The 23,098-nt window shown below is 71.1% G+C and carries 18 protein-coding genes; 7 read left to right on the top strand and 11 right to left on the bottom strand.

What is annotated here, in order from left to right; translation table 11 throughout:
- Window positions 1-226: 226 nt before the first annotated feature.
- A complete protein-coding gene (locus tag AOP78_RS13955) occupies window positions 227-1,156 on the bottom strand; it encodes a L,D-transpeptidase (RefSeq protein ID WP_062206063.1) in 930 nt (309 codons plus the stop codon).
- 179 nt (window positions 1,157-1,335) lie between these two features.
- Between AOP78_RS13955 and AOP78_RS13950 the strand changes: the two genes are divergently transcribed.
- Window positions 1,336-3,546 (top strand): hypothetical protein, encoded by a 2,211-nt coding sequence (locus AOP78_RS13950; protein ID WP_152659568.1) that lies wholly within the window; start codon window positions 1,336-1,338, stop codon window positions 3,544-3,546.
- A gap of 297 nt (window positions 3,547-3,843) precedes the next feature.
- Here AOP78_RS13950 and AOP78_RS13945 read toward each other — a convergent pair whose 3' ends face one another.
- Window positions 3,844-4,671 carry a L,D-transpeptidase gene (locus AOP78_RS13945; protein WP_062206058.1) on the bottom strand — a complete coding sequence of 276 codons (828 nt, stop codon included), beginning with the start codon at window positions 4,669-4,671 and terminating at the stop codon, window positions 3,844-3,846.
- Window positions 4,672-4,829: 158 nt separating this feature from the next.
- Between AOP78_RS13945 and AOP78_RS13940 the strand changes: the two genes are divergently transcribed.
- On the top strand, window positions 4,830-6,638 hold the full coding sequence (locus AOP78_RS13940; RefSeq protein ID WP_062206055.1) for a DUF389 domain-containing protein: 1,809 nt from the start codon (window positions 4,830-4,832) through the stop codon (window positions 6,636-6,638).
- A 165-nt stretch (window positions 6,639-6,803) separates the two neighbouring features.
- On the opposite strand, the gene AOP78_RS13935 is transcribed toward AOP78_RS13940, so the two are convergent.
- Window positions 6,804-8,249, bottom strand: coding sequence for a helix-turn-helix domain-containing protein (locus AOP78_RS13935; RefSeq protein ID WP_062206052.1), 1,446 nt, complete (start codon window positions 8,247-8,249; stop codon window positions 6,804-6,806).
- 122 nt (window positions 8,250-8,371) lie between these two features.
- Here AOP78_RS13935 and AOP78_RS13930 point away from each other — a divergent pair, with 122 nt between their 5' ends.
- The 5 genes from AOP78_RS13930 (at window position 8,372) to AOP78_RS13910 (ending at window position 14,595) form a co-directional block, all read left to right on the top strand.
- Window positions 8,372-10,261, top strand: a complete 1,890-nt coding sequence (locus AOP78_RS13930) for a phosphoenolpyruvate carboxykinase (GTP) (protein WP_062206049.1) — start codon at window positions 8,372-8,374, stop codon at window positions 10,259-10,261.
- Window positions 10,262-10,906: 645 nt separating this feature from the next.
- The gene (locus tag AOP78_RS13925; protein WP_062206046.1) at window positions 10,907-12,046 is read left to right on the top strand and encodes a quinone-dependent dihydroorotate dehydrogenase; all 1,140 of its coding nucleotides are present in this window, start codon (window positions 10,907-10,909) and stop codon (window positions 12,044-12,046) included.
- A gap of 72 nt (window positions 12,047-12,118) precedes the next feature.
- Window positions 12,119-12,976 (top strand): methylenetetrahydrofolate reductase, encoded by an 858-nt coding sequence (locus tag AOP78_RS13920; protein ID WP_062206042.1) that lies wholly within the window; start codon window positions 12,119-12,121, stop codon window positions 12,974-12,976.
- Window positions 12,977-13,447: 471 nt separating this feature from the next.
- The gene (locus tag AOP78_RS13915) at window positions 13,448-14,107 is read left to right on the top strand and encodes an aquaporin (RefSeq protein WP_062206157.1); all 660 of its coding nucleotides are present in this window, start codon (window positions 13,448-13,450) and stop codon (window positions 14,105-14,107) included.
- A 188-nt stretch (window positions 14,108-14,295) separates the two neighbouring features.
- Window positions 14,296-14,595: a hypothetical protein gene (locus tag AOP78_RS13910; RefSeq protein ID WP_062206039.1), complete on the top strand. Its 300-nt coding sequence runs from the start codon at window positions 14,296-14,298 to the stop codon at window positions 14,593-14,595.
- A gap of 82 nt (window positions 14,596-14,677) precedes the next feature.
- Here AOP78_RS13910 and AOP78_RS13905 read toward each other — a convergent pair whose 3' ends face one another.
- From AOP78_RS13905 to AOP78_RS13870, 8 genes are all read right to left on the bottom strand, one after another.
- Window positions 14,678-16,354, bottom strand: a complete 1,677-nt coding sequence (locus tag AOP78_RS13905) for an ABC1 kinase family protein (RefSeq protein WP_062206036.1) — start codon at window positions 16,352-16,354, stop codon at window positions 14,678-14,680.
- Between the two features lie 169 nt (window positions 16,355-16,523).
- The gene (locus tag AOP78_RS13900; protein ID WP_062206033.1) at window positions 16,524-17,081 is read right to left on the bottom strand and encodes a PadR family transcriptional regulator; all 558 of its coding nucleotides are present in this window, start codon (window positions 17,079-17,081) and stop codon (window positions 16,524-16,526) included.
- Window positions 17,082-17,137: 56 nt separating this feature from the next.
- A complete protein-coding gene (locus tag AOP78_RS13895) occupies window positions 17,138-17,401 on the bottom strand; it encodes a hypothetical protein (protein ID WP_062206030.1) in 264 nt (87 codons plus the stop codon).
- A gap of 105 nt (window positions 17,402-17,506) precedes the next feature.
- Window positions 17,507-19,015: a copper resistance CopC/CopD family protein gene (locus tag AOP78_RS13890; RefSeq protein ID WP_083980228.1), complete on the bottom strand. Its 1,509-nt coding sequence runs from the start codon at window positions 19,013-19,015 to the stop codon at window positions 17,507-17,509.
- Window positions 19,016-19,070: 55 nt separating this feature from the next.
- The gene (locus tag AOP78_RS13885; RefSeq protein WP_062206016.1) at window positions 19,071-20,111 is read right to left on the bottom strand and encodes an LLM class flavin-dependent oxidoreductase; all 1,041 of its coding nucleotides are present in this window, start codon (window positions 20,109-20,111) and stop codon (window positions 19,071-19,073) included.
- Window positions 20,108-20,773, bottom strand: coding sequence for an alpha/beta hydrolase (locus tag AOP78_RS13880; RefSeq protein ID WP_062206012.1), 666 nt, complete (start codon window positions 20,771-20,773; stop codon window positions 20,108-20,110). The genes AOP78_RS13885 and AOP78_RS13880 overlap by 4 nt, the downstream gene beginning before the upstream one ends.
- Window positions 20,770-21,684, bottom strand: a complete 915-nt coding sequence (locus tag AOP78_RS13875; RefSeq protein ID WP_062206009.1) for a VOC family protein — start codon at window positions 21,682-21,684, stop codon at window positions 20,770-20,772. Before AOP78_RS13875 ends, AOP78_RS13880 begins: the two co-directional genes overlap by 4 nt.
- Window positions 21,685-21,949: 265 nt before the next feature.
- Window positions 21,950-22,999, bottom strand: a complete 1,050-nt coding sequence (locus AOP78_RS13870) for a tocopherol cyclase family protein (protein ID WP_083980226.1) — start codon at window positions 22,997-22,999, stop codon at window positions 21,950-21,952.
- Window positions 23,000-23,098: the final 99 nt, after the last annotated feature.

Here is a 23,098-nt window from a genome sequence, read left to right as displayed (position 1 = left end):
CGCGGACATTTTCTGACACAGCGCGCGCCAGCTCCACGGCGCGCCTCGCGAGACACGCCGCGCGGCGCATCCGTCCCGTGTCAGAAAGTGCCCGTCCCGGGCGCAAGGACGGGTGGGAGTTCGCTGAGCACGGCGGTCAAGGTCCACGATCTGCCCGCGCAGGCGCGACGGAGTGGGATCGACCGGGAGCGAAGCACGCGAGCGCCGACGCGACCGCCCGGCTCGACTACTCCGAGATGTACACGGGCGTGCCGAGCGGCGGGCCGATCTCCTCGGCCAGCTCAGTGATGACCGCGTTCGGCAGCCGCATGCAGCCGCTCGAGACGACCCTCCCGAACGAGGTGTCATCGTTCGTGCCGTGGATACCGATCACCGCGTCCCCGCCGTTGAAGGTCTCGAGCGTGGACTGGAACCCGGACAGCCCGTACGCGTACGGCCCGTACGCCCCCGCCGGGTTCGGCACCTTGAGCAGCTCCTTGAGGTAGTAGACGCCGCCGGGCGTCGGCCGGTCGTCGCGCCCCACGCCGATCTGCGTCGTCAGCACGACGTCGGTCCCCTCGTGCACGGTGAGCGTGAACTCGGACAGGTCCACCGAGATCCAGAAGCGGGTCGTGTCGACCTCGACGTCGCTCGCGCGCACCCACCCGGTCGACCCGTTGGGCCGCACCGGCAGATACACCTCGTACCAGCCCGCATCGCCCGCAGCCCCAGCACCCTCCCCGGACTCGGTCACGAGCATCACGAGCGGCGTCTGGTCCGGCGCCGTGAGCACGTCCGCGGAGCGCAGCACCAGCGAGACCTCCCCGCCCGGCTCGTCGTAGACGTCGATGTCGGGCTCGTGCGCGGTCAGGATCGTGCTCTCGCGGTCGTCGACGCGCACGCCCGGCTCGGCGCCCGCGGAGCCGTCGATGCCAGCGGTCGCGACCACCGCGGGCACGACATCCGCGGCGCCCGGTGAGGAGGGGGTGGAGGACGAGGAGACCGCCGCATCGCCCCCGGACACCCCATGACCCCCGCCCCAGGCCGCCCCCAGACCCAGCCCCGCGAGCGCGGCGACGACGCCGATGAGCGGCACGGCGCCCCGCCGCGGCGCGCGCCGCGCGCCGGCCGAGCGCCGAGCCGCGCCGGCCGAGCGCCCAGCCCACGAACCGCGCATCTCTCCCCCTCAGACGACCCCGAACCACGCGAAAGAGTCAACGATTCGCCATATATCAACAACGGGGCAGAAATGCAAGTATCTGTTGCAGATTTCACAGCCACGTGCCTACTGTGACCGAAGAGGCCATCCAGGGGGAAGAGGGATCCTCCGGACCTCTGCTGAGGTGGGTGAGCGCGATGAAGCGCTGGAGGAAGGTCGCCGCGGCCTTGACGGTCGCCGCGATATCAACACTCGCCTGGGGCGGCGCGGCATACGCCACCACAGGCGGCGACGAGGGACCAGGAGAGGAAACTCCGGTCGTCGTCGAATCACAGAACAAGGTGACGATCTGTCACCGTGACTACGGCGCACCGGGGTTCACCGAGAACTCCGTGAGCTGGAAGGCCATCAATGGCAAGGTCGAGCTCCAGAGCCACCACGAGGTGCACGGAACCGACATCATCCCGCCGTTCGACCAGGGTGACGTGCACTACGCCGGCCTGAACTGGACGGCCGAGAACCAGGTGCTCTGGAACAACCACTGCAAGGCTGCCCCGGAGCTCGAGGTCGCCTACCCGAAGGACCCTGCCTTCAACGACCCGTGCAACGGGCCTGACGTCGTGAACAACGTCGAGGTCAAGTTCTTCAAGAGCGAGGGAGTCTCCTACGACACCAAGAAGGACGGAGCCACGGTCGAGGTCTGGGCCTACGCCAAGGAGGGCTACAAGTTCGCCGACGGATCCAAGGCCATGAAGGTCGCCGAGTACACCGACTCGGGCGAGAGATGCCTGCAGTACACCGAGCCCGCGAGAGTCATGCACAAGGAGGTCTGCGGCGCCGGCCCCAACGACCAGTTCTACGTCGGGGACACCATGCTGACCGCCGAGTGGAAGACCGTCGGCAACGTCATGTACAAGGTCGTCTGGAGCCCCCAGGCGAACAAGTGGAAGGTGGAGTTCAAGCCTGCCGAGGGCTACAAGTTCAAGGAGGGCACGGACACTCACAAGTACTTCAGCGAGGACTGGGACAAGTGCAAGCTCATCCCGACCGCGCCGACTCACGTGCCTGTGTGCGGACTCCCGCCGAACGACGACTTCATGGTCGGCGACACGATGCTCGTCGAGGACGAGTGGACCCCCGTCGGGGACGCCACGTACTACCTCGACTACACGTGGGTCGACGGCCACAAGAAGTGGGTCGTGACGGCGAAGCCCGTCAACCCCGACGCCGACTTCATCCCGAAGAACACCCAGAGCGTCTGGACGTTCTACGAAGACAGGAGCCCGTGCGTCATCTCCCCAGGTGAGCTGGTGGGAGTGGCCGTCTGCGGCATCCCGCCGAACGACGACGTGTCGATCGACAAGACTCCGGGCGTCGGCTACCTCTGGCTCGATGAGGACGGCCCCGTCTACGCGGTCGTCGCCTTCGCGCCTCCTGGGACGGTGTTCCCGAACCACAAGACGATGACCATCCTCACGTACACCGAGGACGAATCGCCATGCGTGGTCGAGCCCGATGATCTGATCACCGAGCCCGTCTGCGGCATCCCGGGCGGCGACATCGTCACCGCTCCCGAGACAGACCACATCACCTACACCGAGCCCGTGTACAACGCGGACAACGGCATGTGGGTGTCGATCGCCACGACCGACGACGGCTACGTGTTCCCCTACGGCGGCACCTCACTGAGAGTGCGCGTCGCCGAGGACACCACACCGTGCGTGGTCGAGGAACCGACCGTGGGGCTGCTGCCCAAGTGCAACCCTGACGGCGTCTTCGCCAACGACATGTTCGTCATGGCGGTGGAGGGCGAGCCCATGTACATCAACGACGGCGACGTGATCGACGGCGTGATGTACACGGTCACCTTCGACCCGCTGACCGGCACGTGGACCCTCATGGGCTCCGCGACCGACGGCTATGCGCTCGATGAGGGCACATGGGAGTGGTCGGGAGTCGAGTTCACGACCGCGTGCCTCGGCACGGGTGAGACCGGATTCGCCAAGCCCACGCTCGACGTGGTCACCTCGTGCGATGACGGCATGACCCTGGACGCCGAGTACGGCAACGAGCCCGACGGCGACATCCAGTACCTCATCTACATCGACAACGGTCTCAAGACGACCCTCGTCGATGACGACGGGGACATGTCCTTCAGCGACAGCATCGCCGCAAGCGAGCTGCCGACGACCGGCTACGACTGGGCGATCGACATCACCTACGGCGGCGAGACCGTCGAGGATGTCCTCACCGGATCGCAGGCCACCTGCGTCGAGCCCCAGAGCGGCGAGGAAGCCGCGGGCGAGACGAAGACCACGACCACCACGAAGACCACGGTGAAGACCGTCACGGTCAAGTCCGCGACGGCCGCGACCGCGGTCACCGCCACCCCGTCCTACACGGGATGACGCCACTGAAGCACTAGCAGACGGTCGGTCCGGGCCACACCACCCGGCCCGGCCGTCGATCCCGGGGAGAACCGCCTACCGCACCCCATCACCGGACCCCGCTGGGTACGCCCCCATGCACTCGCCAGCGGGCGGGGTCGCGAGACGAGGAGCCCCCCGAAGCCGGCGCCGATCCGCCCGCCCAGATTTTCGCGGGTCGGTGTCGGCTTCGCATGTCCGGACCCAGGAGAAGGGACGATGCGGTGCTCGCCTGGCCGACGCATCGTCCGGGGAATCCCCGGACAGGGACGATGCGGCCTACTCCTCCTCGTCGATGTAGACCGGGGTGCCGAGCGGCAGCCCGATCTCCTCGACGATCTGGGTGATCGCGTCGTTGCTCATCCGGATGCAGCCGCTCGAGACGAACGACCCGAGCTTGTCGGGTTCGTTCGTGCCGTGGATGCCGATCACGGCGTCGCCGCCGTTGAAGCTGTCGAGCACCGGCTGGAAGCCCGACAACCCGTACGCGTACGGGCCGTAGACGCCGGTCGAGTCGGGCACCGCGAGCAGCTCGCGGATGTAGTAGACGCCGCCGGGGGTCGGCCGGTCGTCGCGGCCCACACCGATCTCGGTGGAGAACTGCTCCTCCGTGCCGTCCCACACGGTGAGCTCGAAGTTCGCGACATCGACCTCGACCCAGTACTGGGTGGTGGCGACCTTGACGTCGTCCGCCTTGACCCAGCCCGTCGTCCCGTTGGGGCGCACCGGGAGGTAGACCTCGTACCAGCCCGACGCCCGCGTCTTCACGAGGAACGTGAGCGGCGTCGAGTCCGGCACGGTGAGGACGTCGGCGGCGTCGATGGTCTGCGAGACCTCGCCGTTCGCGGAGTCGTACACGTCGATCGTCTGCTCCTGCGACGTGACGATGTAGCTGACGTGGTTGTCCTGGTCCTCCTGCGACAGCGAGTACGTGACGATGTCGGCCGCCGACGCCGCGGCGCTCGCCGCCTCGGACGCCGACTTCGACTCAAGGAACGACGAATGCGAGGCGCTGATCGCCTCCTGCGACGGAGCCGAGTAGCAGGCCGAGAGCGCCAGGACGGCCGCGAGCGCGAGCGCTCGACGCACAACGGTGGACGTCCTCATGGCTGCTCCTCGCACGTATCCCTACCTCGCGATTCTATGCACGGTTCGCGGCGCTTACCAGGAAGGGAGCACGGATCTAGGATGAGGGCATCGGCCCCGTGCGCGCGACCCTCCGAGGCCGACGCCGCGCGACGGGCCCTGCCGAGAGGGAGCGGACCATGACGGGTGACACCAAGGACGACGGGCGCTCCGACGCGCCCACCGACGCATCGTCCAGGCCGCCTGCCGACGCATCGTCCACCCCGCCAGCGACGCCCCCCACCGGCGCGATCCCGTCGCTCAGCAGCGGCGCGCCCACCGTCGGCTCCACGGTCCGCGTCACCCTGCTCAGCCTGCTCAACCCCGTCGCGCTGCGCGGCGTCGGCGCCGCGCTCGGCGGCGCGACCGTGCTGCTGCTGCACGACTTCGCCCTCACCGCGCTGCAGGCCGTCGTCGCGATCGCCCTGCTCGGCTCCGCGCTGCTCGACATCCGCTACGTGTTCTCGGGCAAGCGTCGCTGGGGCCGCGACCGCAACCGCGTCTACGTGCTGATCCGCGCGATCCTCACGCTCGCGTTCCTCGGCGTCGTGGGCCTGCTCGCCTGGATCGAGAGCGCCTCCCGCTTCGCTGACCTCAACCTCCCCAGCCACACCGGGGTCTCGCTCACCATCTGGATCGCGGGCATCTACGTGTTCGCGCGTTCGGTGCTCGTGATCGTGCAGTCGCTGCGCCGCCGCGCTGGCGTGCATCACCGCGCGCTGCGCGTGGCGTCCGGCGTCGTCACCGCCGCGCTGTCCGTGATGGCGATCAACTCGCCCCTCGCCACGATCGAGGGGCTGCTGGTCTTCTTCGCCGTCGGCGGGCTCGTGCTCGGCGCCCTGCTGATCGCGTGGGGGCTGCGCTACTCCGACCACCCCGAGCGCACCACCCTCGACCCGTACTCCACGACCGTCGCCGAGGTGCTGTGGGACTGGATCCGCACCTCCGACATCGGCAGGTCGCAGCGTGCCGAGCTCAGCGACAGCCTCTACTTCGAGGGCGACGACAGGCTGTCGAAGCTCGGCGCGTGGTGGGTGATGCTGTTCCTGTCGGTCGCGATCGCCACCTACGCGGTGCTCGCCGACTCGACCGCCGTCGTCATCGGCGCGATGCTCGTCGCCCCGCTGATGGTGCCGATCCTCGGGCTCGCCGGCGCGCTCGTCAACGGCTGGTCGCACCGCGCCGGCAACTCGGTGCTGCTCGTCGCGCTCGGCGCGAGCGCCGCGATCCTGCTCGCCTACGGGCTCGCCTCATGGGCCCCGGCCGTGGTCAGCTTCGACACGAACACGCAGATCATCTCCCGCGTCAACCCGACCGCGCTCGACATGCTCATCGCGATCGCGGCGGGTGCGGCCGGAGCGTTCGCGACCGTGAACTCGCGCGTCTCGTCGGGCATCGCGGGCGTCGCGATCGCCGTCGCGTTGGTGCCCCCGCTCGCCGTGGTCGGCATCGCCCTCGCCAGCAAGCGCTGGGCCGATGCCGGCGGCGCCCTCCTGCTGTTCCTCACCAACTTCGTCGCGATCACGATCGCCGCGGCGCTCGTCTTCGTGCTCACCGGTTTCGCGCGCCACAAGATCCTGCAGCGCAACCCCTGGGGCGTCGCCGCGACCGTCGCGCCCTACGTCGCGCTCGGCGCCGTGATCCTGGTGCCCCTCGCGTTCTCCTCGGAGGGCGCGCTCAACGCGACCGCGCAGTCGCGCGAGGTCGAGCTGATCGTCGACGACTGGCTCGGCGAGGACTCGGACCTGCTCGTGCAGTCCATCTCGATCGACGGCGGCGAGGTCACCGTGATGCTCGTCGGCCCCGACGAGGCCCCCGACCCCGCCGACCTGCAGACCGCGCTCGTCGACCAGCTCAACCGCGCGATCTCCGTGCGCGTCGGGGTGACCCCCGTCGAGGTCACGATCCTCCCGACGGTCACCCCGTCGCCGCTCCGCCTGGAGGACTAGGCCCTCCGGGTACCTGGCAGTCGCCCGGGTCCCCGGCCGCCGCATCGTCCCTGTGCCCGACACTGTGAACCAATCTGAACCGCGAAACCCCGGCGACGCACCGCATGGTTGCGCGACACGCTCGTGTGTGGGAGGCGAGATTGGTTCAGACTGTCGGAGGAGGCGTCAGCCCTCCGGGTGCGCGTCGCCCCGGTGCGCCTCGAGGAACGCGTACAGCTCGCCGTCATCCACGCCCGGGTACGTGCCCTGCGGAAGCGGCGAGAACGTGTGCGTGTGCACGCGCGGCGACACCCACGCGCGGCCGCCCCAGCGCGCGGCGACCTCCGCATCGGGCCTGCGACAGCACGACAGGTCGGGGCAACGTGAGACCGTCCTGATGGTCGACTCGCGGCCGCGGAACCAGCGCGACTCCTTGTAGGGCACGCCGACGGTGATCGCGAACTCGTCGGCGCCCGTCGTCCCCGTCTGCGTCGCCTCGAAGAACGTGCCCGCGGGCGTGTCCGTGTACTGGTAGTACTCCGTGGTGCGGAAGCGGCGCGCGAAGGCCTGGCGCGCGCTCCACTCGCGGCAAACGGTCTGCCCCTCGGTCGCGCCCGTCGCGTCGACCGGCAGCGGCAGCCCGTCGTTCTCGTACGCCTTGACGATCGCGCCGTCGCCCGCGACGCGCAGCACGTGGAGCGGGATCCCGAGCTGCGAGGTCGCGAGGTTGGAGAAACGCAGCGCCGCCGCCTCGTGGGTGACGCCGAACGCGTCGCGCAGGTCCTCGATCGCGATGTCGTGCTCGTCGCGCGCGCGGATGAGGAACGCCGTGGCCGCCGCGCGCGGCAGGAGGCACGCCGCCGCGTAGTAGCTCGCCTCCTGGCGCTGGCGCAGGAAGTCGCCGTAGTCCTTCGGCTCGCCGTGCCCGAGCCGCAGGTGCGCCATCGCCTGCAGCGCGAGCGAGCGCAGCCCGTGGCCGCCCGGGATCGACGCGAGCGGCGTGTAGATGCGGCCGTTCTCGAGGTCCAGGACGCAGCGCGCGGAGTGCGGGATGTCGTCGACGTGCACGATCTCGAGCCCCAGCCGTTCCGCCATCAGCCCGACGGTGCGGTGCGTGAGCGCGCCCGTGTCGTGGCCCGCGTCGGAGACGTCCTTCTCGGCGAGCTCCTCGATCTCGGGCAGGTAGTCGTCCCGCTGCTGCATGTGAAGGCGCTGGCGGGTGTTGGCGCGCCTGGCCTCCTCGGGGGTCGCGATCGCGAGGCGGTTGCGGCGCTCGAGCTCGCGGTGCAGGCCGACCAGCGCGGTGAGGACGTCGTCGGGGACGGTGCGCGGCGGGCGCACCTCCGGCAGGCCGAGCTCGCGATACGCCTGCGTGCTCTGCGCGGCCTCGAGCTCAACTTCGAGCGCGTCCCGCCGACTGGGAGGCGTGGGCTCGATGAGCTCCGACACGGTGACGCCGAGCCGGCTGGCGATCGCGTTGAGCGCGGTGAGGCGCGGCTCGCGGTGGCCGTTCTCGATCAGCGACAGCTGGCTGGGAGCGATCCCGACCTCGGCGCCGAGCTGCGCGAGGGTCAGCCCGGCCTGCGTCCGCGCGTGGCGGATGCGCCGGCCGAGGTAGTTGAGATCTGCCACATCGTCACGATATCGAAAGATTTCGTGAAATTCACAGACTTTTCCCCAGAAGTGCAGAACTCTGTGTGCATAGGCTGGCAATGCAAGGTCGATTTTTCCCCGGATCTCGATGAGGAGTCCCCATGACCGCCACGAGCGTCAGCCGCACCACCTCCGCCACGCCGTCCCAGACCACCGCTCCCGCAGACCTCGCGCGCTGGGTCGACGAGATGGCCTCCCTGACCAGCCCGGACAGCATCGTCTGGTGCGACGGGTCCGACGAGGAGCGCCAGGGGCTGATCGACCTCATGATCGACGCGGGCACGCTCGTGAAGCTCAACCCCGAGAAGCGCCCCCGCTCCTACCTCGCGCGCTCCAACCCCTCGGACGTCGCGCGCGTCGAGTCGCGCACCTTCATCTGCACCGACGACGAGGACGATGCGGGCCCCACCAACAACTGGGCCGACCCGGCTTCCATGAGGGAGACGTTGACCGGCCTGTTCACCGGGGCGATGAAGGGCAGGACGATGTACGTCGTCCCCTTCGCGATGGGTCCCGTGGGCGGCGCGCTCACCCGCTACGGCGTGCAGGTCACCGACTCGCCGTACGTCGTGGTGAGCATGGGCGTCATGACCCGCATGGGCGCGGCGCCGCTCGCGCAGATCGCCGCAGGGGCGGCCTGGGTGCCCGCCGCGCACACGGTCGGCGCACCGCTCAACCCGGACGATGCGGACGTTCCGTGGCCGTGCAACGAGACCAAGTACATCGTCCAGTTCCCCGCCACCCGCGAGATCTGGTCCTACGGAAGCGCCTACGGGGGCAACGCGATCCTCGCGAAGAAGGCGTTCGCGCTGCGCATCGCGACCGCGCTCGGCCACGACGAGGGCTGGCTCGCCGCGCACATGCTGCTGCTCAAGGTCACTCCGCCCGCGGATGAGTCCGGGACTCCCGGGGTCGCGCGGCACGTCGCGGCCGCGTTCCCGAGCGCATGCGGCAAGACGAACTTCGCGATGATGCGGCCCGCCGTCGACGGCTGGAAGGTCGAGACGCTCGGCGACGACATCGCGTGGATCGGCCCCGGCGAGGACGGTCGCCTGCGCGCGATCAACCCCGAGGCGGGCTTCTTCGGCGTCGCACCAGGCACGTCCGTCGACACCAACCCGGTCGCGATGGAGACGCTCGTCTCCGACACGATCTTCACCAACGTCGCCCTCACCGACGACGGCGACGTGTGGTGGGAGGGGATGACCAAGGAGCCGCCGGCCCACCTGATCGACTGGCGCGGCAACGACTGGACGCCCGAGTCCGAGACCCCGGCCGCGCACCCCAACGCGCGCTTCACGGTCGCCGCGCACCACTGCCCCACGATCGCCGAGGACTGGGACGCGCCCGACGGCGTCGTGCTCGACGCGATCGTGTTCGGCGGGCGCAGGGCCACGCAGATCCCGCTCGTCGCGCAGGCCTTCGACTGGCGGCACGGCGTCCTCATGGGCGCCTCGCTCGCGTCCGAGCAGACCGCCGCCGCCGAGGGACCGGTCGGGAAGCTGCGCCGCGACCCGCTCGCGATGCTGCCCTTCTGCGGCATCCACATGGCCGACCACTGGGCCGACTGGCTGCGCGTGGGTGCGCAGGCCGAGGCGGCCGGAGCCGTCGCCGGCGTCCACGGCACCCCGCACCACGCACCCGCCATCTTCCACGTCAACTGGTTCCGCAAGGGCCCCGACGGCACGTTCCTGTGGCCCGGGTTCGGGGAGAACATCCGCGTGCTCGCGTGGGCTCTCGGGCGGCTGTCCGGCACGGCTGACGCGGAGCGCACCCCGTTCGGCTGGCTGCCGGGCGAGGGCGAGATCGACTACGCCGCTGCGGGCGTGACCGACGCGCAGTGGCGCCGCCTCATGGCGATCGACCCCGAGGCCCTCGCCGAGGAGTCCGAGGACATGGCCCGCTACCTCGAGGGATTCGGGGACCGCGTCCCCGCCGAGCTCGCAGCCGCGCTGGCCCAGCGGCTGCGCTCCCTCAGGTCAGCGGTCTGAGCCGCGGCCCGGGGCCGGGCGTCACTCCGCCCCCGGGCCGCACCACCCTTGACCGCGGCCGGGCCCCTGGGGTTCGACAACCGGTCGCGGTCAGCACACGCCGAAGGCCGGCGGGGCAGCCTCCTCCCCGCCGGCCTTCGGCGCGCTCGCGCGCAGCGTCACCTGTAGGCCGCTCACGCCTGCGTTCTGAGAGGTTCGGCCACCTGTAGGCCGCTCACGCCTGACCGCAGCCTAGAAACCCGGCAGGAGTCCCGGCGAGGCGGAGGGCGCGAGTCAGTTCCGGCGCGCCCGACGGCCCGCGCGGCCGCGCAGGCCTAAGCCGCCTACAGGCGACATCCGAGGTCGTTGAGCAGGCCTGAGCCGCCTACAGGTGACAGGGACGCCGCGCGGCCGGCCCGCCAGGCTGCCTGGCTCAGCGCGAACTCCTCGCGCTGAAGATGACGCGACACCCATCTGACCAGGGGTTTCTCTCACATTCCCCAGAGGTGCGCGACCCCAGGAGCCCAGGGCACGAGGTCCCGGCTCGGTCCGCCGAGCCGGGCATAGCCTCAGGGGAACCTCACCGACGAGCGACGCGACGGCGTCATGCGAGCCCGCGCCCGCATCGTCGGGGTCGCGCCGCCGCGACCACTAGGGACTGGCGACATGGGCACGTTCGCACGCAGCGCGATGACCACCTTCTACACCAAGGGCGTCAAGCCCGTGATCTTCTCGATGGCGCCCGACAAGGTGCACGACGACATGATCACTCACGGCTCGTGGGCCCAGAAGGTCACCCCCGCGATCGGCGCCATCGAGTCCCTCATCAAGTACGAGGACCCCGCCCTGGTCACCGAGGCGTACGGCCTCACGCTGCGCAACCCGCTCGGCCTCGGCGCCGGCCTCGACAAGAACGTCGCGATCCCCGGCATCCTCCAGATGACCGGCTTCGGCTTCCTCACCTTCGGCTCCGTCACCTCGCGCGTGTGCCCCGGCAACCCGCGCCCGTGGTTCCACCGGCTCGTGGACCAGGAGTCGCTCGTCATCCACGTCGGCCTCGCCAACGGCGGCGTCGAGAAGGTCGCCGCCCGCCTGCGCGAGCTCAAGGCCCAGAACAACCGCCACTACTCGGCGCTCCCCTTCAAGATGTCGATCGCTCGCACGAACGACACCCACACGGGCGACGTCTACGAGGGCGTCGAGGACTACGTGAAGTCCGTGCGCGCCCTCAACGGCCTGAGCGAGCTGATCGAGCTCAACATCTCGTGCCCCAACACCATGGTCGGCGAGGCCTTCACGTCACCCGAGAACCTCGACACGCTCCTCACCGAGGTCGACAAGGTCGCCCCGTCGCAGCCGATCGTGCTCAAGATGCCCTCCGACAAGTCGTGGGAGCAGTTCCGCGAGCTCGTCGACGTCGCGCTCGACCACGACGTCCAGGGCCTCACGCTCACCAACCTGCGCAAGGACCGCGACTCCGTCACGATGGACCCCGCGATCAAGGGCAACCTGTCCGGCAAGCCGGTGCGCGAGATGAGCACCGACTTCGTGCGCCGCACCTACCTGCACGCGGGCGACAAGCTCACGCTTGCGGGCCTCGGAGGCGTCTTCACCGCCGAGCACGCCTACGACAAGATCACCGCGGGCGCGACCCTCGTCGAGCTCGTCTCGGGCCTCATGTTCAAGGGCCCGGCCGTCGTCGGCACGATCGCCGAGGGACTCGTCGAGCTCGCCCAGGCGGACGGCTTCGAGAAGGTCCAGGACGCCGTCGGCTCGCGCGCGGACATCGCGGTCGCGACCGACTGACCCGACCGTCCCACACGCTTCACCCCGGGCCGTGCGGTCCACGTCCGCGGCCCGGGGTGATTTCATATCTCCGTGAGCCACCAGCCGACGCCCTTCGACCGCACCGCGCTGCTCGATGACTTCTCGATCGAGGTCACGGCCCGCGACGGCGACCGCCTCACCGAGGCCGCGTCGTCCCTGCCCACCGGCACCAGGGTGAACATCACCGCCCTCGGCACCGAGGACCCGACCGCGCGCCTGGCGCTCGCCGCGAGCGCGCACCGCGCGGGGCTGACCCCGGTTCTGCACCTCGCCGCGCGCCGCCTCGCCGACGAGCAGGAGCTGCGCTCCGAGCTCCAGGCGATCCAGGACCAGGGCACGTCGTCGCACGTGGTCGTCGTCGGCGGCGACCCGCGCAAGCCCGTCGGACCCTATGACTCCGCGCTCTCCGTGATGCGCACCGGGCTGCTCGCCGAGCACGGGGTGCGCGACGTCGGCATCTCCGGCTACCCCGAGGGCCACCCCGACATCCCCCGCGCGATGCTCGCACAGGCGCTGACCGACAAGGTCGCGCTGCTCGAGTCGCAGGGCATCGAGGCGACCGTGGTCACCCAGTTCTCGTTCGACGTCGACGCGGTGCTCGGCTGGGTCGAGCGCGTGCGCGACCTGGGCGTCGAGGCCCCGCTGCGCGTCGGCGTGCCCGGGCCGACATCCGTGAAGAGACTCCTCGCGTTCGCGCGGCGCTGCGGGGTCGGCACGAGCGCCGGCGTCGCCCGCAAGTACGGGTTCTCGCTCGGGAACCTCCTCACGACCGCCGGGCCCGACGCGTTCGTCTCCGCCCTGGGCGAGCGGCTCGAGGCCGGCCGCCACGGCGACGTGCGGATCCACCTGTTCGCGTTCGGCGGGCCGGTCGGGACCGCCGCCTGGGCGCGCGACTACCTCGCGGGCTGAGGCCGCCGCACCGCTGCGCGCGCCGAACCTCGCCGCACCGCGCACCCCCGCACCCCACCCCGCGTTGCGCTCCCGCGCCGCCTCGCACACCCGCGCCCTCGTCTGCTCGACACCGCGGAACCGCTCTCTGCACCTCATCGAAGTCTCCGGCGGGCGCGCACCGACCATCTCTGACACAGGGCGCGCGGCCAACACGGCGTGTCGCACGCAACACGCCGTGCGCGCACGCCGACTTGTGTCAGGAACGGTCCACCGACCTCGAGAACCCCGGGCAGAGCCCGCGCCGCGGCGTGCGCTCACCCCCACCAACGCCAGATGCCTCAAGGTTGACTGAGATAACTGCGTAGGCGAGGATGGTGCGACGTGAGCACCGCTGAGAACACCGCGCACGCCCCCGGACACGCGGGCCACGTCCCCGACCCCGCCGCGCCCGACGCACACGTCGCCGCCGAGTCGCCGGCCGCGCCCGCCCTGTGGCGCCGCGCGTTCGCCGAGCTCCTCGGGACGATGCTGCTGGTCGCCGTGGTCGTCGGCTCGGGCATCATGGCGCAGCAGCTCTCCGACGACGTCGGCCTGCAGCTGCTCGAGAACTCGATCGCCACGTTCTTCGGCCTGACCGTGCTGATCCTCCTGTTCCAGCAGGTCTCCGGCTCGCACTTCAACCCGGCGGTCACGCTCGTGGAGCGGGTCGTCGGCGGCATGGACTCGTGGACCGACGCGACCGCCTACATCGGCGCGCAAATCGTCGGCGGCCTCGCGGGCGCGGCGCTCGCCAACGCGATGTTCGGCGTCCCGACCACCTGGTCCACCACCGACCGCGCGACCGGACCGCACCTGCTCGCCGAGGTCGTCGCGACCGCGGGGCTCGTGCTCACGATCCTCGCGCTCGTCCGCACCGGCCGCGCGGCGCTCGTCGCCCCGACGGTCGGTGCATACATCGGCGCGGCGTACTGGTTCACGTCGTCGACGTCTTTCGCCAACCCCGCGGTGACGATCGGTCGCGCCATCACCGACACGTTCGCCGGCATCGCCCCCGCGTCGGTGCTGCCTTTCATCGGCGCGCAGCTGATCGGCGCCGCGCTGGCCGTCGTGATCGCCGCGGCGATCTTCCCGCGCGCGGCGCACGACTGAGGCGCCTGCACATTCCTGACCTGCACATTCCTGACCTGCGCAGTCCTGACCCGCGGGCGCAGTTCCGAGCCCCACTCACCGTGCACCCCCAGAAGTGGGTACTTCACATTTCGGACATCCGTGTCACACTGAGGTTCTGCCGCGCGTGGCGACCAGGGGGGCCGCCACAAGCAGACCAGGGGGTGATCATGAAGCTTCGAGCCTCGACACTCGCAGCCGCGGGCATCGCGCCGCTGCTGCTCGTCGTCGCGCTGACGCTCAGCATGACGACGTTCTACACGCACCCGGGATCCACCGCCGCGCAGCAGGCGACGTGGTCGGCGTTCGTGTGGGCCTTCCTCGCCGCCGCGGCGGTCGCCATGGCCACCGCCGGATGGGCGTGGATCAGCGAAGCCGATCGCGCCCCGGGCAGGCTCGGCCTGGGTTACACCGGCGCGCTCGCGCTGGGCATGATCGTGTTCGTCTCCGTGCAGACGTACCTCTTCTGAGGCCTGGCGGCCACGGGACGATGCGGGTCCCACCAGGCACGCGGAGCGAGCCGCGTTCGCCGAGCGACCGCGACGACCCGCGCTACCGCTGCGACGCGCGCCTTCCGAACAGCGAGTGGCTGAACGGCACCAGCGATCCGAGCATGAGCAGGTTGCTGAGCGTCTCCCAGTTGCCGCGCACCATCGCGCCGGCCACGAGCATCGCGGCGAACATCATGCCCGACACGAGCCGCCGCGCGGTGTGCTCGGCGCGGTTCATGAGCTTCTCCATCTGGGGCATCGTCACGGCGAGCGAGCCGTCCTCGACCTTGGCGAGCGCCGCGTCGATCCTGCGCGGCATGCGCCAGATCGCACCCACCCCGTCCAGGGCCTCGTTGCCGAAGTGCTTGACCCACTCGGCGCTCTCGCCGCGCAGCAGCCGCTGTGCATAGGGATCCACCGAGTCCCACACGTTGAAGTTCGGGTCGAGCGCGGTGCACACGCCGTTCGTGAGCGAGCCCGCGCGGATCAGCAGCAGGTAGTCCTCGGGCATCTGGAACGGCATCTCGACCATGACGTCGCCGAACTCGAGCCCGAAGTCGCGCAGGTCGCGCACATCGATCGAGCGCAGCTCGGCGAGGCTCATGCCACCGAAGCGCGAGAACGCCTTGGACACGGCCCGCTCGAGCTCCGCATCGTCCGCGCCGGGCAGGAGCACCCCGGCCTCGCGCATCGCGGCGACCATGCCGTGGCCGTCGCGCGACACGACCGCGAGCACGAGCGAGCGCAGCCCCGCGCGCAGCGTGGGCGGGACGGTGCCCATCATCCCGAAGTCGACGAACGTCAGCTTCCACCCCTGACCCTCGCCCGGCGTCGGGGTGACGAACAGGTTCCCGGGATGCGGGTCGGCGTGGAAGAAGGAGTGCTCGAACAGCTGGTCGAGCATGACGTTCGCGAAGACCTGCGAGACCTTGCCCGGGTGGATCCCGGCGGCGCGCAGGGCGTCGAGGTCGGTGATCTTGATCGCGGCGACGTTCTGGAGCGTCAGGACGCGGCGCGACGTGCGCTCCCACACCACCTCGGGCACGCGCACGCGCTCGTCGCCCGCGAAGGTGTCGCGGAAATGCTCGCAGTTGCCGGCCTCGTGCAGGTAGTCGATCTCCTCGAGGCTCGAGCGGGCGAACTCCTCGACCAGCGCGGGCATGTCCACGCGGTTCTTGACGGCGCTGAGGCGCCCGAGCCAGCGCGCGACCCGGCGCAGCGCCGCGAGGTCGACCGCCACCACGGTCCCGATGCCCGGGCGCTGGACCTTGATGATGACGTCCTCGTACCCGGCACGTTCCGCATCGTCCCTGGTAAGACGCGCCCTGTACGCCTGGCCAAGCGAGGCTGCAGCGACCGGCTCCTCGTCCACCCAGGCGTACACGCGCGACATCGGCAGCCCGAGCTCCTCCTCGGCGAGCGCGCGGATCTGGTCGAAGGGCGCGGCCGGAACCTCGTCCTGGAGGCCCTCGAGCTCGCGCGTGATCTCGGGCGGGAGCACGTCGAGGCGCGACGACAGGAACTGTCCGAGCTTGATGTGCAGGCCGCCCAGCTCGACCGCGAGCAGCCGGAACCTGCGCGCGAGAGAGTGCAGCCGCCGGTCCCGCGACGCGTCCGCGACCTTCCGCAGGCCGATGTGCGGCAGCACGAACTCGTACCACCACATCGACGCGAACTGGCGCGCCGCGAAGCGCAGGATCCGACGGTAGCGGGCGCGGTCAAATGCGGCGTCGGGCATCGACTCTCCTCGTCCCCGACGCCGCCGACGGCGTTCCGCCGGTCGCGCGCAAGGCTCGCTTCGATCCTACGACGCGGGGACGGGGAGAACGCCAGGCCCAGGGACGATGCGGGGGCGGGGACGATGCGGGCGCGGTCCGGGGACGATGCTCGGGCCGCCTCCCCTTCCGTCAGTCCTTCGCGAGGATCGTGTAGATCTTGCGGCGCGCCTCGTTGAGGAGGTCGGCGACGTCCTGCTGCTGCTCGGCCGTGCCGACGCGCGCGGCCTGCGCCGCTGCCTGCGCGAGCTCGGCGCCCGCCTTGGGCACGGGACCCAGGTGCAGGCCCTCGCTCCACGACGATCCGGTCGACTCCCACGGCAGGGTGCCGGCCGAGTCGGCCGCGGCCTCGGAGCCCTCCTCGGTGAGGGAGTAGATCTTGCGATCCTCCTTGGTCTCGACCGTGACGAGGCCCTCGTCGGCGAGCATCTGGAGGGTCGGGTAGACCGAGCCGGGACTGGGCTTCCAGGCGCCGTCGGTACGCGCCTCGATCTCGCGGATGATCTGGTAGCCGTGCATCGGCTGCTCGGCGAGGAGGGCGAGCACGGCGGCGCGGACGTCGCCGCGGCCCATGCGGGGCGCGACCTTCTTGTCGAACTCGGACTTGATCTGGTTCATCGCGTCGCGGAACGCCTCGGCGGCGTCGTCGGCGCTGAAGCGGGAACCACGGGGACGGTACTGAGCACTCATGATGAGCTCCTTCGTGACTATCGTTTCGACTGTGAACGATATATCGCTAGTGTCGCTCACACTCGGCCGGGACGCAAGAAGCCGCGACCCCAGTGGGTATGGAGGCAGCCGAGAAGCTCGGAGCCGGCGAGCAGGCACTCGACCGGCTCGGCGGACTGGGGAGGGCCCGCGACCGGGCCGGAGTCGAAGGCGGCGCTCACCTCGAAGGCGGGCGACGCCACACCCAGCGGGGTCGGCGAGGGCTCGTGGTCGACCGCGGCGCATGCCACGACCACGAGCGGGACTGCGAGGACCAGGCCGGCGACGGCCCGACGAGTCATGCTTCAACGGTAGGTCGCCTCCTTCCCGAGTGTGGGAATGAGGTCAAGGCAACTAGTCACCGGGTGGCGACGAGGACGATGCGGACGCGGGGCCCGCGAGCCGCGCTACACGTGGATCGAAGCGGACACGAGCAGCGCCGTCGCCAGGACGACGGCCGCGAACAGCGCGCTCTCCCACGCGACCGCGCGCCGCAGGTGCTCCTGCTCATCAGTCGCGCCAGGGACGATGCCGGCGCCGGCCGACGCCGACCTTTCGGCTTCACGCGCCGTGAGCCTGGGGACGATGCGGAAGTGCGTGTAGGCGCCGATCGCCGCCACGACGAGGACGAGCGCCACCTTCGCGATCAGTGTCAGCCCCCAGGCCGTCGTCCAGAGATCGGAGGGCTCGTCGACGATCGCCCACGTGAGCGCGACACCGGCCACGCCGACGACCACGAACGCGACCGCCGCGACGGCGCCGAAGCGCGCGGCCATGCGTGCAGGCTCGAGAGCCCTTCCCTCGCGGCGCCGACGCCGCAGCACAGCGAGGAGAGCGACCGCGCCCCCGACCCACACCGCGGCGGCGAGCAGGTGCGCGATGTCGGCGACGAGGACGAGCGCGCGAGGCTCGGCCGTGTTGCTGTGCCCACCCATCACGTGCCCGGCGCCGGCGAGGGCAGCACCGAGCGCGGCGAGCGCGACACCCGCCACGGACCGCCACGCGCCAAGCAGCATGAGCGCGCCGCCGACGGCCTGCAGGCCGAAGACCCACACCACGCTCCCGGCAAGCGCATCGCCGAGCGCGTCGAGCTGCATCCCGTCCGCGAACGAGCCTCCCGCGATGAGCGCGGATCGACCCACGAGCCGCAGCGCGAGCCCGCCGAGCAGCAGCGCGCCGCACCACCGCACGCCCGCGATCACCTTCGGCACGTCCGCCGCATCGGACCCGCGCATCGCGAAGCCCGCGAACGCTAGCGCACCGGCACCCACGAGCAGCGCCCACAGCGCGATCGCCGCCCCGACCCGAGCGAGACCGGTCGCGAGCGCGTCGCCGACCTCGGCATCGTCCATGTCCTCCATCGCCTCCATCGCGGTGGCGGAGGGTGACGGCGACGCGGAAGGCGTCGGCGTGCCGGACGCCGAGGACGATGCGGTGGCCGACGGGACGGCCTCGGAGGACGTGGCGGACACGGAGGCGGAGGGCGACGGCCCAGGGAGGTCGACAGTGAACGCGAACGTGCCATCCAAGGGGTGGCCGTCCTGGGCCGCGACGGTCCACTCGACCGTGTACTCGCCGCTGTCGAGCGGCGCGGTCGGCGTCGCGACGAGCAGCAACCCGTCCTGCTCCTGAGTGACCTCGGCCGCCACCGCGCCGTCGGGCCCGGTGATCACGATGGCGTCGCCCAGCGGGGTCACAGGAAGGGTGAAGGTCAGCGTCACCGCCTCGACGGGCTGGGTGGACGTCGACCCATCTGCGGGGTCCGACGAATCGAGCCCGGTGTGGGCCGCCGCGGGCTGAGCGGACAGCCCGAGCAGAGCGGCCGCGAGCACGAGGATCGCCGCCATCGCGAGCGCCGTCGCGCGCGCTCGGCGCGCGGGGGCATGAGCAGAAGAGGGGTTCCCGGGGAAGAACATGGGTTCCGACCCTAGGCGACACCTCGATGTTTCGCGAGGTGCGCAGCGGTAGGGCTCAGGCGGCCGCGGGCGTGCCGATCGCCTCGCGCACCTGCGGCAGCACCTCGGTCGCGAGCAGCTCGATCGATCTGAGCGTCTCCTGCTGGCCGATCCCGCCGAGGCCCACCTGCGCGAGGAACCGGGTGTGGCCGAGCACCTCGTGCTCCCACAGGATCTTGTCCACGGCCTCGGCCGGGCTGCCCGCGAACAGCGCGCCCTGCGGCCCGGCCCACGCCTCGAAGCCGTCGCGGTCGAGCCGTCCCGCGCGCGGCATGTTCTGCGCGATGTACTGCGAGTAGTGCGGGTAGAACGTGTCGCGCGCGCCCTGCGAGGTGGGCTCCACATAGAAGTGCGACGTGACGCCGAGGCGCTCGGGCTCGCGCCCCGCCTCGGCCGCCGCGCGGCGGTAGAGGTCGGCGAGCGGCGCGAAGCGCGCGGGCTCGCCCAGGATCGCGAGGTACAGCGGGAGGCCGAGCACGCCGCCGCGCACCACGGAGGACGGGGTGCCGCCCACCGCGAGCCACACCGGAAGCTCGTCCTGGAGCGGTCGGGGCCACACGCCCGCGCCGTCGAGGGCAGGGCGGGTCGTGCCGGACCAGGTCACCGGGTTCTCCGCGCGGATCTTGAGCAGCAGGTCGAGCCGGTCCTCGAAGTACTCGTCGTAGCGCTCGAGGTCCTGACCGAACAGCGGGAACGACTCGATGTACGCGCCTCGGCCCGCGGTGATCTCGGCGCGGCCGCCCGACAGCTGGTCGAGGGTCGCGAAGTCCTCGTGGATCCTCACGGGGTCCGAGCTCGACAGCACGGTCACCGTGGAGGTGAGCCGGATGCGCTCGGTCTGCGCCGCTGCGGCGGCCAGCACCATCTGGGGCGACGAGACCGCGAAGTCCTCGCGGTGGTGCTCGCCGACTCCGAAGACGTCCAGCCCGGCCTGGTCGGCGACGCGCGCCCACTCGAGGATGTCCTTCAGCCGCTGCGCGGGCGCGATCGGCTGGCCGTGCGCGTCGCGCGTGAGCTCGCCGAACGTGAAGATGCCGATCTCGAACGGGACGCTCATCGCGCCACCCCCTCCGCGACCGCGAGCGCGGGCACTCCCGCGAGGAACTCCCGCACGTCGGCGAGCTCCTCCGCGTTGATGCCATGCGCGAGCCCCGGGTAGACCCGCTCGGTCAGCGCCGCGTGGGCGGGCAGGAACTCGCCGGTCCGGGTCACCGCGGCGGGCGCGATGACCAGGTCCTCGGCCCCACGCCCCCAGAACACCGGGACGGCCCGGGCGGCGAGCGCATCATCCGCGCTCTGGGGGTGACCGAGCGTGAAGCCGCCGAGGACGACGGCCGCCGTCACGCGCTCGGGGCGCGTGCGCAGCAGCTGGGTCGCCATGAGCCCGCCCTGGGAGAAGCCCACGGGCACCACCGGCGCGCCGGCGCCGAGGTGCTCGTCGACCCAGGCCCAGATCGCGTCGGTCGCGTCCTCCACGGGCGCGGCGTCGGGGTTGCCCGGCTTCGTGATCGCAAACCACGCGGCGCCCGGCCCCGCGGACAGCGGGGCGCGCAGCGACGCCCACGGCGTCGCGACCCCCAGGTGGGGGACGATGCCGGGCAGGTCGCGCTCATTGGACCCGAACCCGTGGAGAAGGAGGACGACGGGAGAGGCGCCTCCCGCATCGTCCAGGTGCGACGGGCCGACCTCCGAGCGCAGGGCGTGGACGATGCGGGTCATCGCGCGAGGACCTCCTCGGTCGTGGCGTCGGGCAGCGCGAGCGTGACCTGCGTGCCCCACGGGTCCTTGACCTTCACCGAGCGGCCGTCGGCATCGAAGTCGAGCCGGCGGTCACGCAGGCGGACCTCGAGCGCGTCGAGGTCCTCGCGCGTCGGGAGAGTGATGGAGACGTCGCCAAGGCCGAGGCTCGCCGCGCGCGGGCCGGCGCCGCGGCTGTTCCACACGTTCATCGCGACGTGATGGTGGTAGCCGCCCGCCGAGGCGAACAGGGCGCCCGGGTAGTCGGCCTGCGTGGTCTCAAAGCCGAGCGCGTCGACGTAGAACTGCTTGGCCGTAGCGACGTCGCCCACCTGGAGGTGGACGTGGCCGACCTTGCCCGCGAGCGACGGGCCGGCGTTGAGGGCGTCCTCGGTGAGGTGGCTCTGGAGGTAGGCGTTGGGATCCAGGAACAGGGTGTCCATCGCGATCGAGTTGCCCTGGCGCACCCACGTGTCGCGCGGGCGGTCCATGTAGAGCTCGACGCCGTTGCCCTCCGGGTCGGTGAAGTAGAAGGCCTCGCTCACGAGGTGGTCAGCCGAGCCCGAGAAGTGGCCACGGCTGTCGCGGGCCGCCCGGTAGACGGTGGCCGAGAGGCTCTCCTGCGAGTCGAAGAGGAAGGCCGTGTGGAACAGGCCGGCCTGACGCGGGTCGACGCCCGGGAGGTCGGGGGTCGCGATCATCCGCACGAGCGGCGTGGTGCCGCGGCCCAGGACGCGGTGGACCTCGTTGCCACGAGCGACCTCCTCGAGGGGCTCCATCGCGAAGGCCTGCGCGTAGTAGTCCGACATGGTCGCGAGGTCGCCCACGCGGAGGGTGACGGCCCCCATGGAGGTGTCGGCGCTGAGGATCTGGTCGTTGACGGTGGCGTTCATGGCGAGGCTCCTTCCGGACGCCGGTGCGTCCTGCTGATCCTCACCATAGACGAGTTTAGTTGTATGTACAAGTATCTTGCGAAGGTGATCTCGCCCCACACCCGCCAGCGCCCCCGCACCCCCGCGGACACTTTCTGACACAGCCCGCCGGCAAACCACGGCGTGTCGGCCGCGACACGCGGGTCGCGCTCACCGCGCCGTGTCAGGAAATGTCCGCGCAAGGCGCAGCCAGGACGGGAACGCGCGGCGGGCGTTCGCTTGGCGGTCAACGATCGTGCAGCGCGCCCAGGCCCGCGACGTCGCCATGCACCTCGAGGCCCGCCACCTCGCCCGTGTCATGGAAGACCACCCGGCCCGCGGGATCGATCAGCCGCACCTCGATGCGCGCGTCGAGCGTCTCCTCGACCCGCCGATGCGCCGCGGCCCGCGCAGGCGCGTGGAGCAGCCCTCCCCTGCCACGCGTCGCCCGAAGGTGGAGACGCACACCATCCGGTGCCCGCATGATCCAGGTGACGGTCGCATCGTCCACGCGCAGCTCCTCCGTCACGGCGCCCGTGTACGTCGCGAAGCGGTGCAAGGCGCCGCCCTCCCCCGGCAGCCGGAGCCCCACGATGAAGCCGCGGAAGCTCGAACGCCCCCACGGGATCGTCGCGATCGAGGCCGACAGGCTCACGCCGGGCGCCGCGAAGTGGTTCGACTGCATCCACACGTACGCCGACGGGAACGACCTGCCCCAGTCCTTCTCGAGGTACCCGCGCCCGCCCGTGAAGTCCAGCTCGCGGCCACCGAGCGTGAGGGCACCCTCGAGGCGATGGTCGAAGGACAGCAGCCCGTGATAGCACTCCATGACCGGCACCCACGCGTACCGGCCCATGACCCCGGGCGCGGCGCACGTGACCGGCCACGGATCGAGCGCGCCGAACGTCACCTCGCCGGCGAGGCCGGGGCCGGGAAGATCCAGGACGATGCCGCGGTCGCCGAAGCGGTTGCCGCCGACGGTCACGTCGAACGCGCGGGCGTCGGCGTCGAAGGACGCGACCGGGAAGACCTCGAACCAGGACTCGCCCGTGACGCCGTCGAGCACCTGGACGAAGGCCTCGTCGGCCTCCGCCGTGCCGCCGCGGAACACCCCGGGGATCAGCGCGAGCCGCGCGCTACTGTCCGCGGACACGAGCTTGACGTACCAGCCCTCGAAGAACGCGACATCACCCTGGTAGGAGCCGTGATAGCCGGCGGGGCGGCGGGTGGCCGCGAGGGTGCGCACGGCGCGCCTGACCGACTGCGTCGCGGCTACGAGCGGGGACCTCGAGCCCATGGCTCAGGGTAACCCGACGCACCCGCCCAGGCGGGGGCGCGCGATCCCTCGTACCCCGCCCACACCCCGGACACGACGCGGCGGTCACGGCTCCCCTGG

The organism is Demequina salsinemoris (assembly GCF_000974805.1).
GTDB classification, from domain to species: domain Bacteria; phylum Actinomycetota; class Actinomycetes; order Actinomycetales; family Demequinaceae; genus Demequina; species Demequina salsinemoris.
This window is presented reverse-complemented; position numbering and strand designations above follow the sequence as displayed.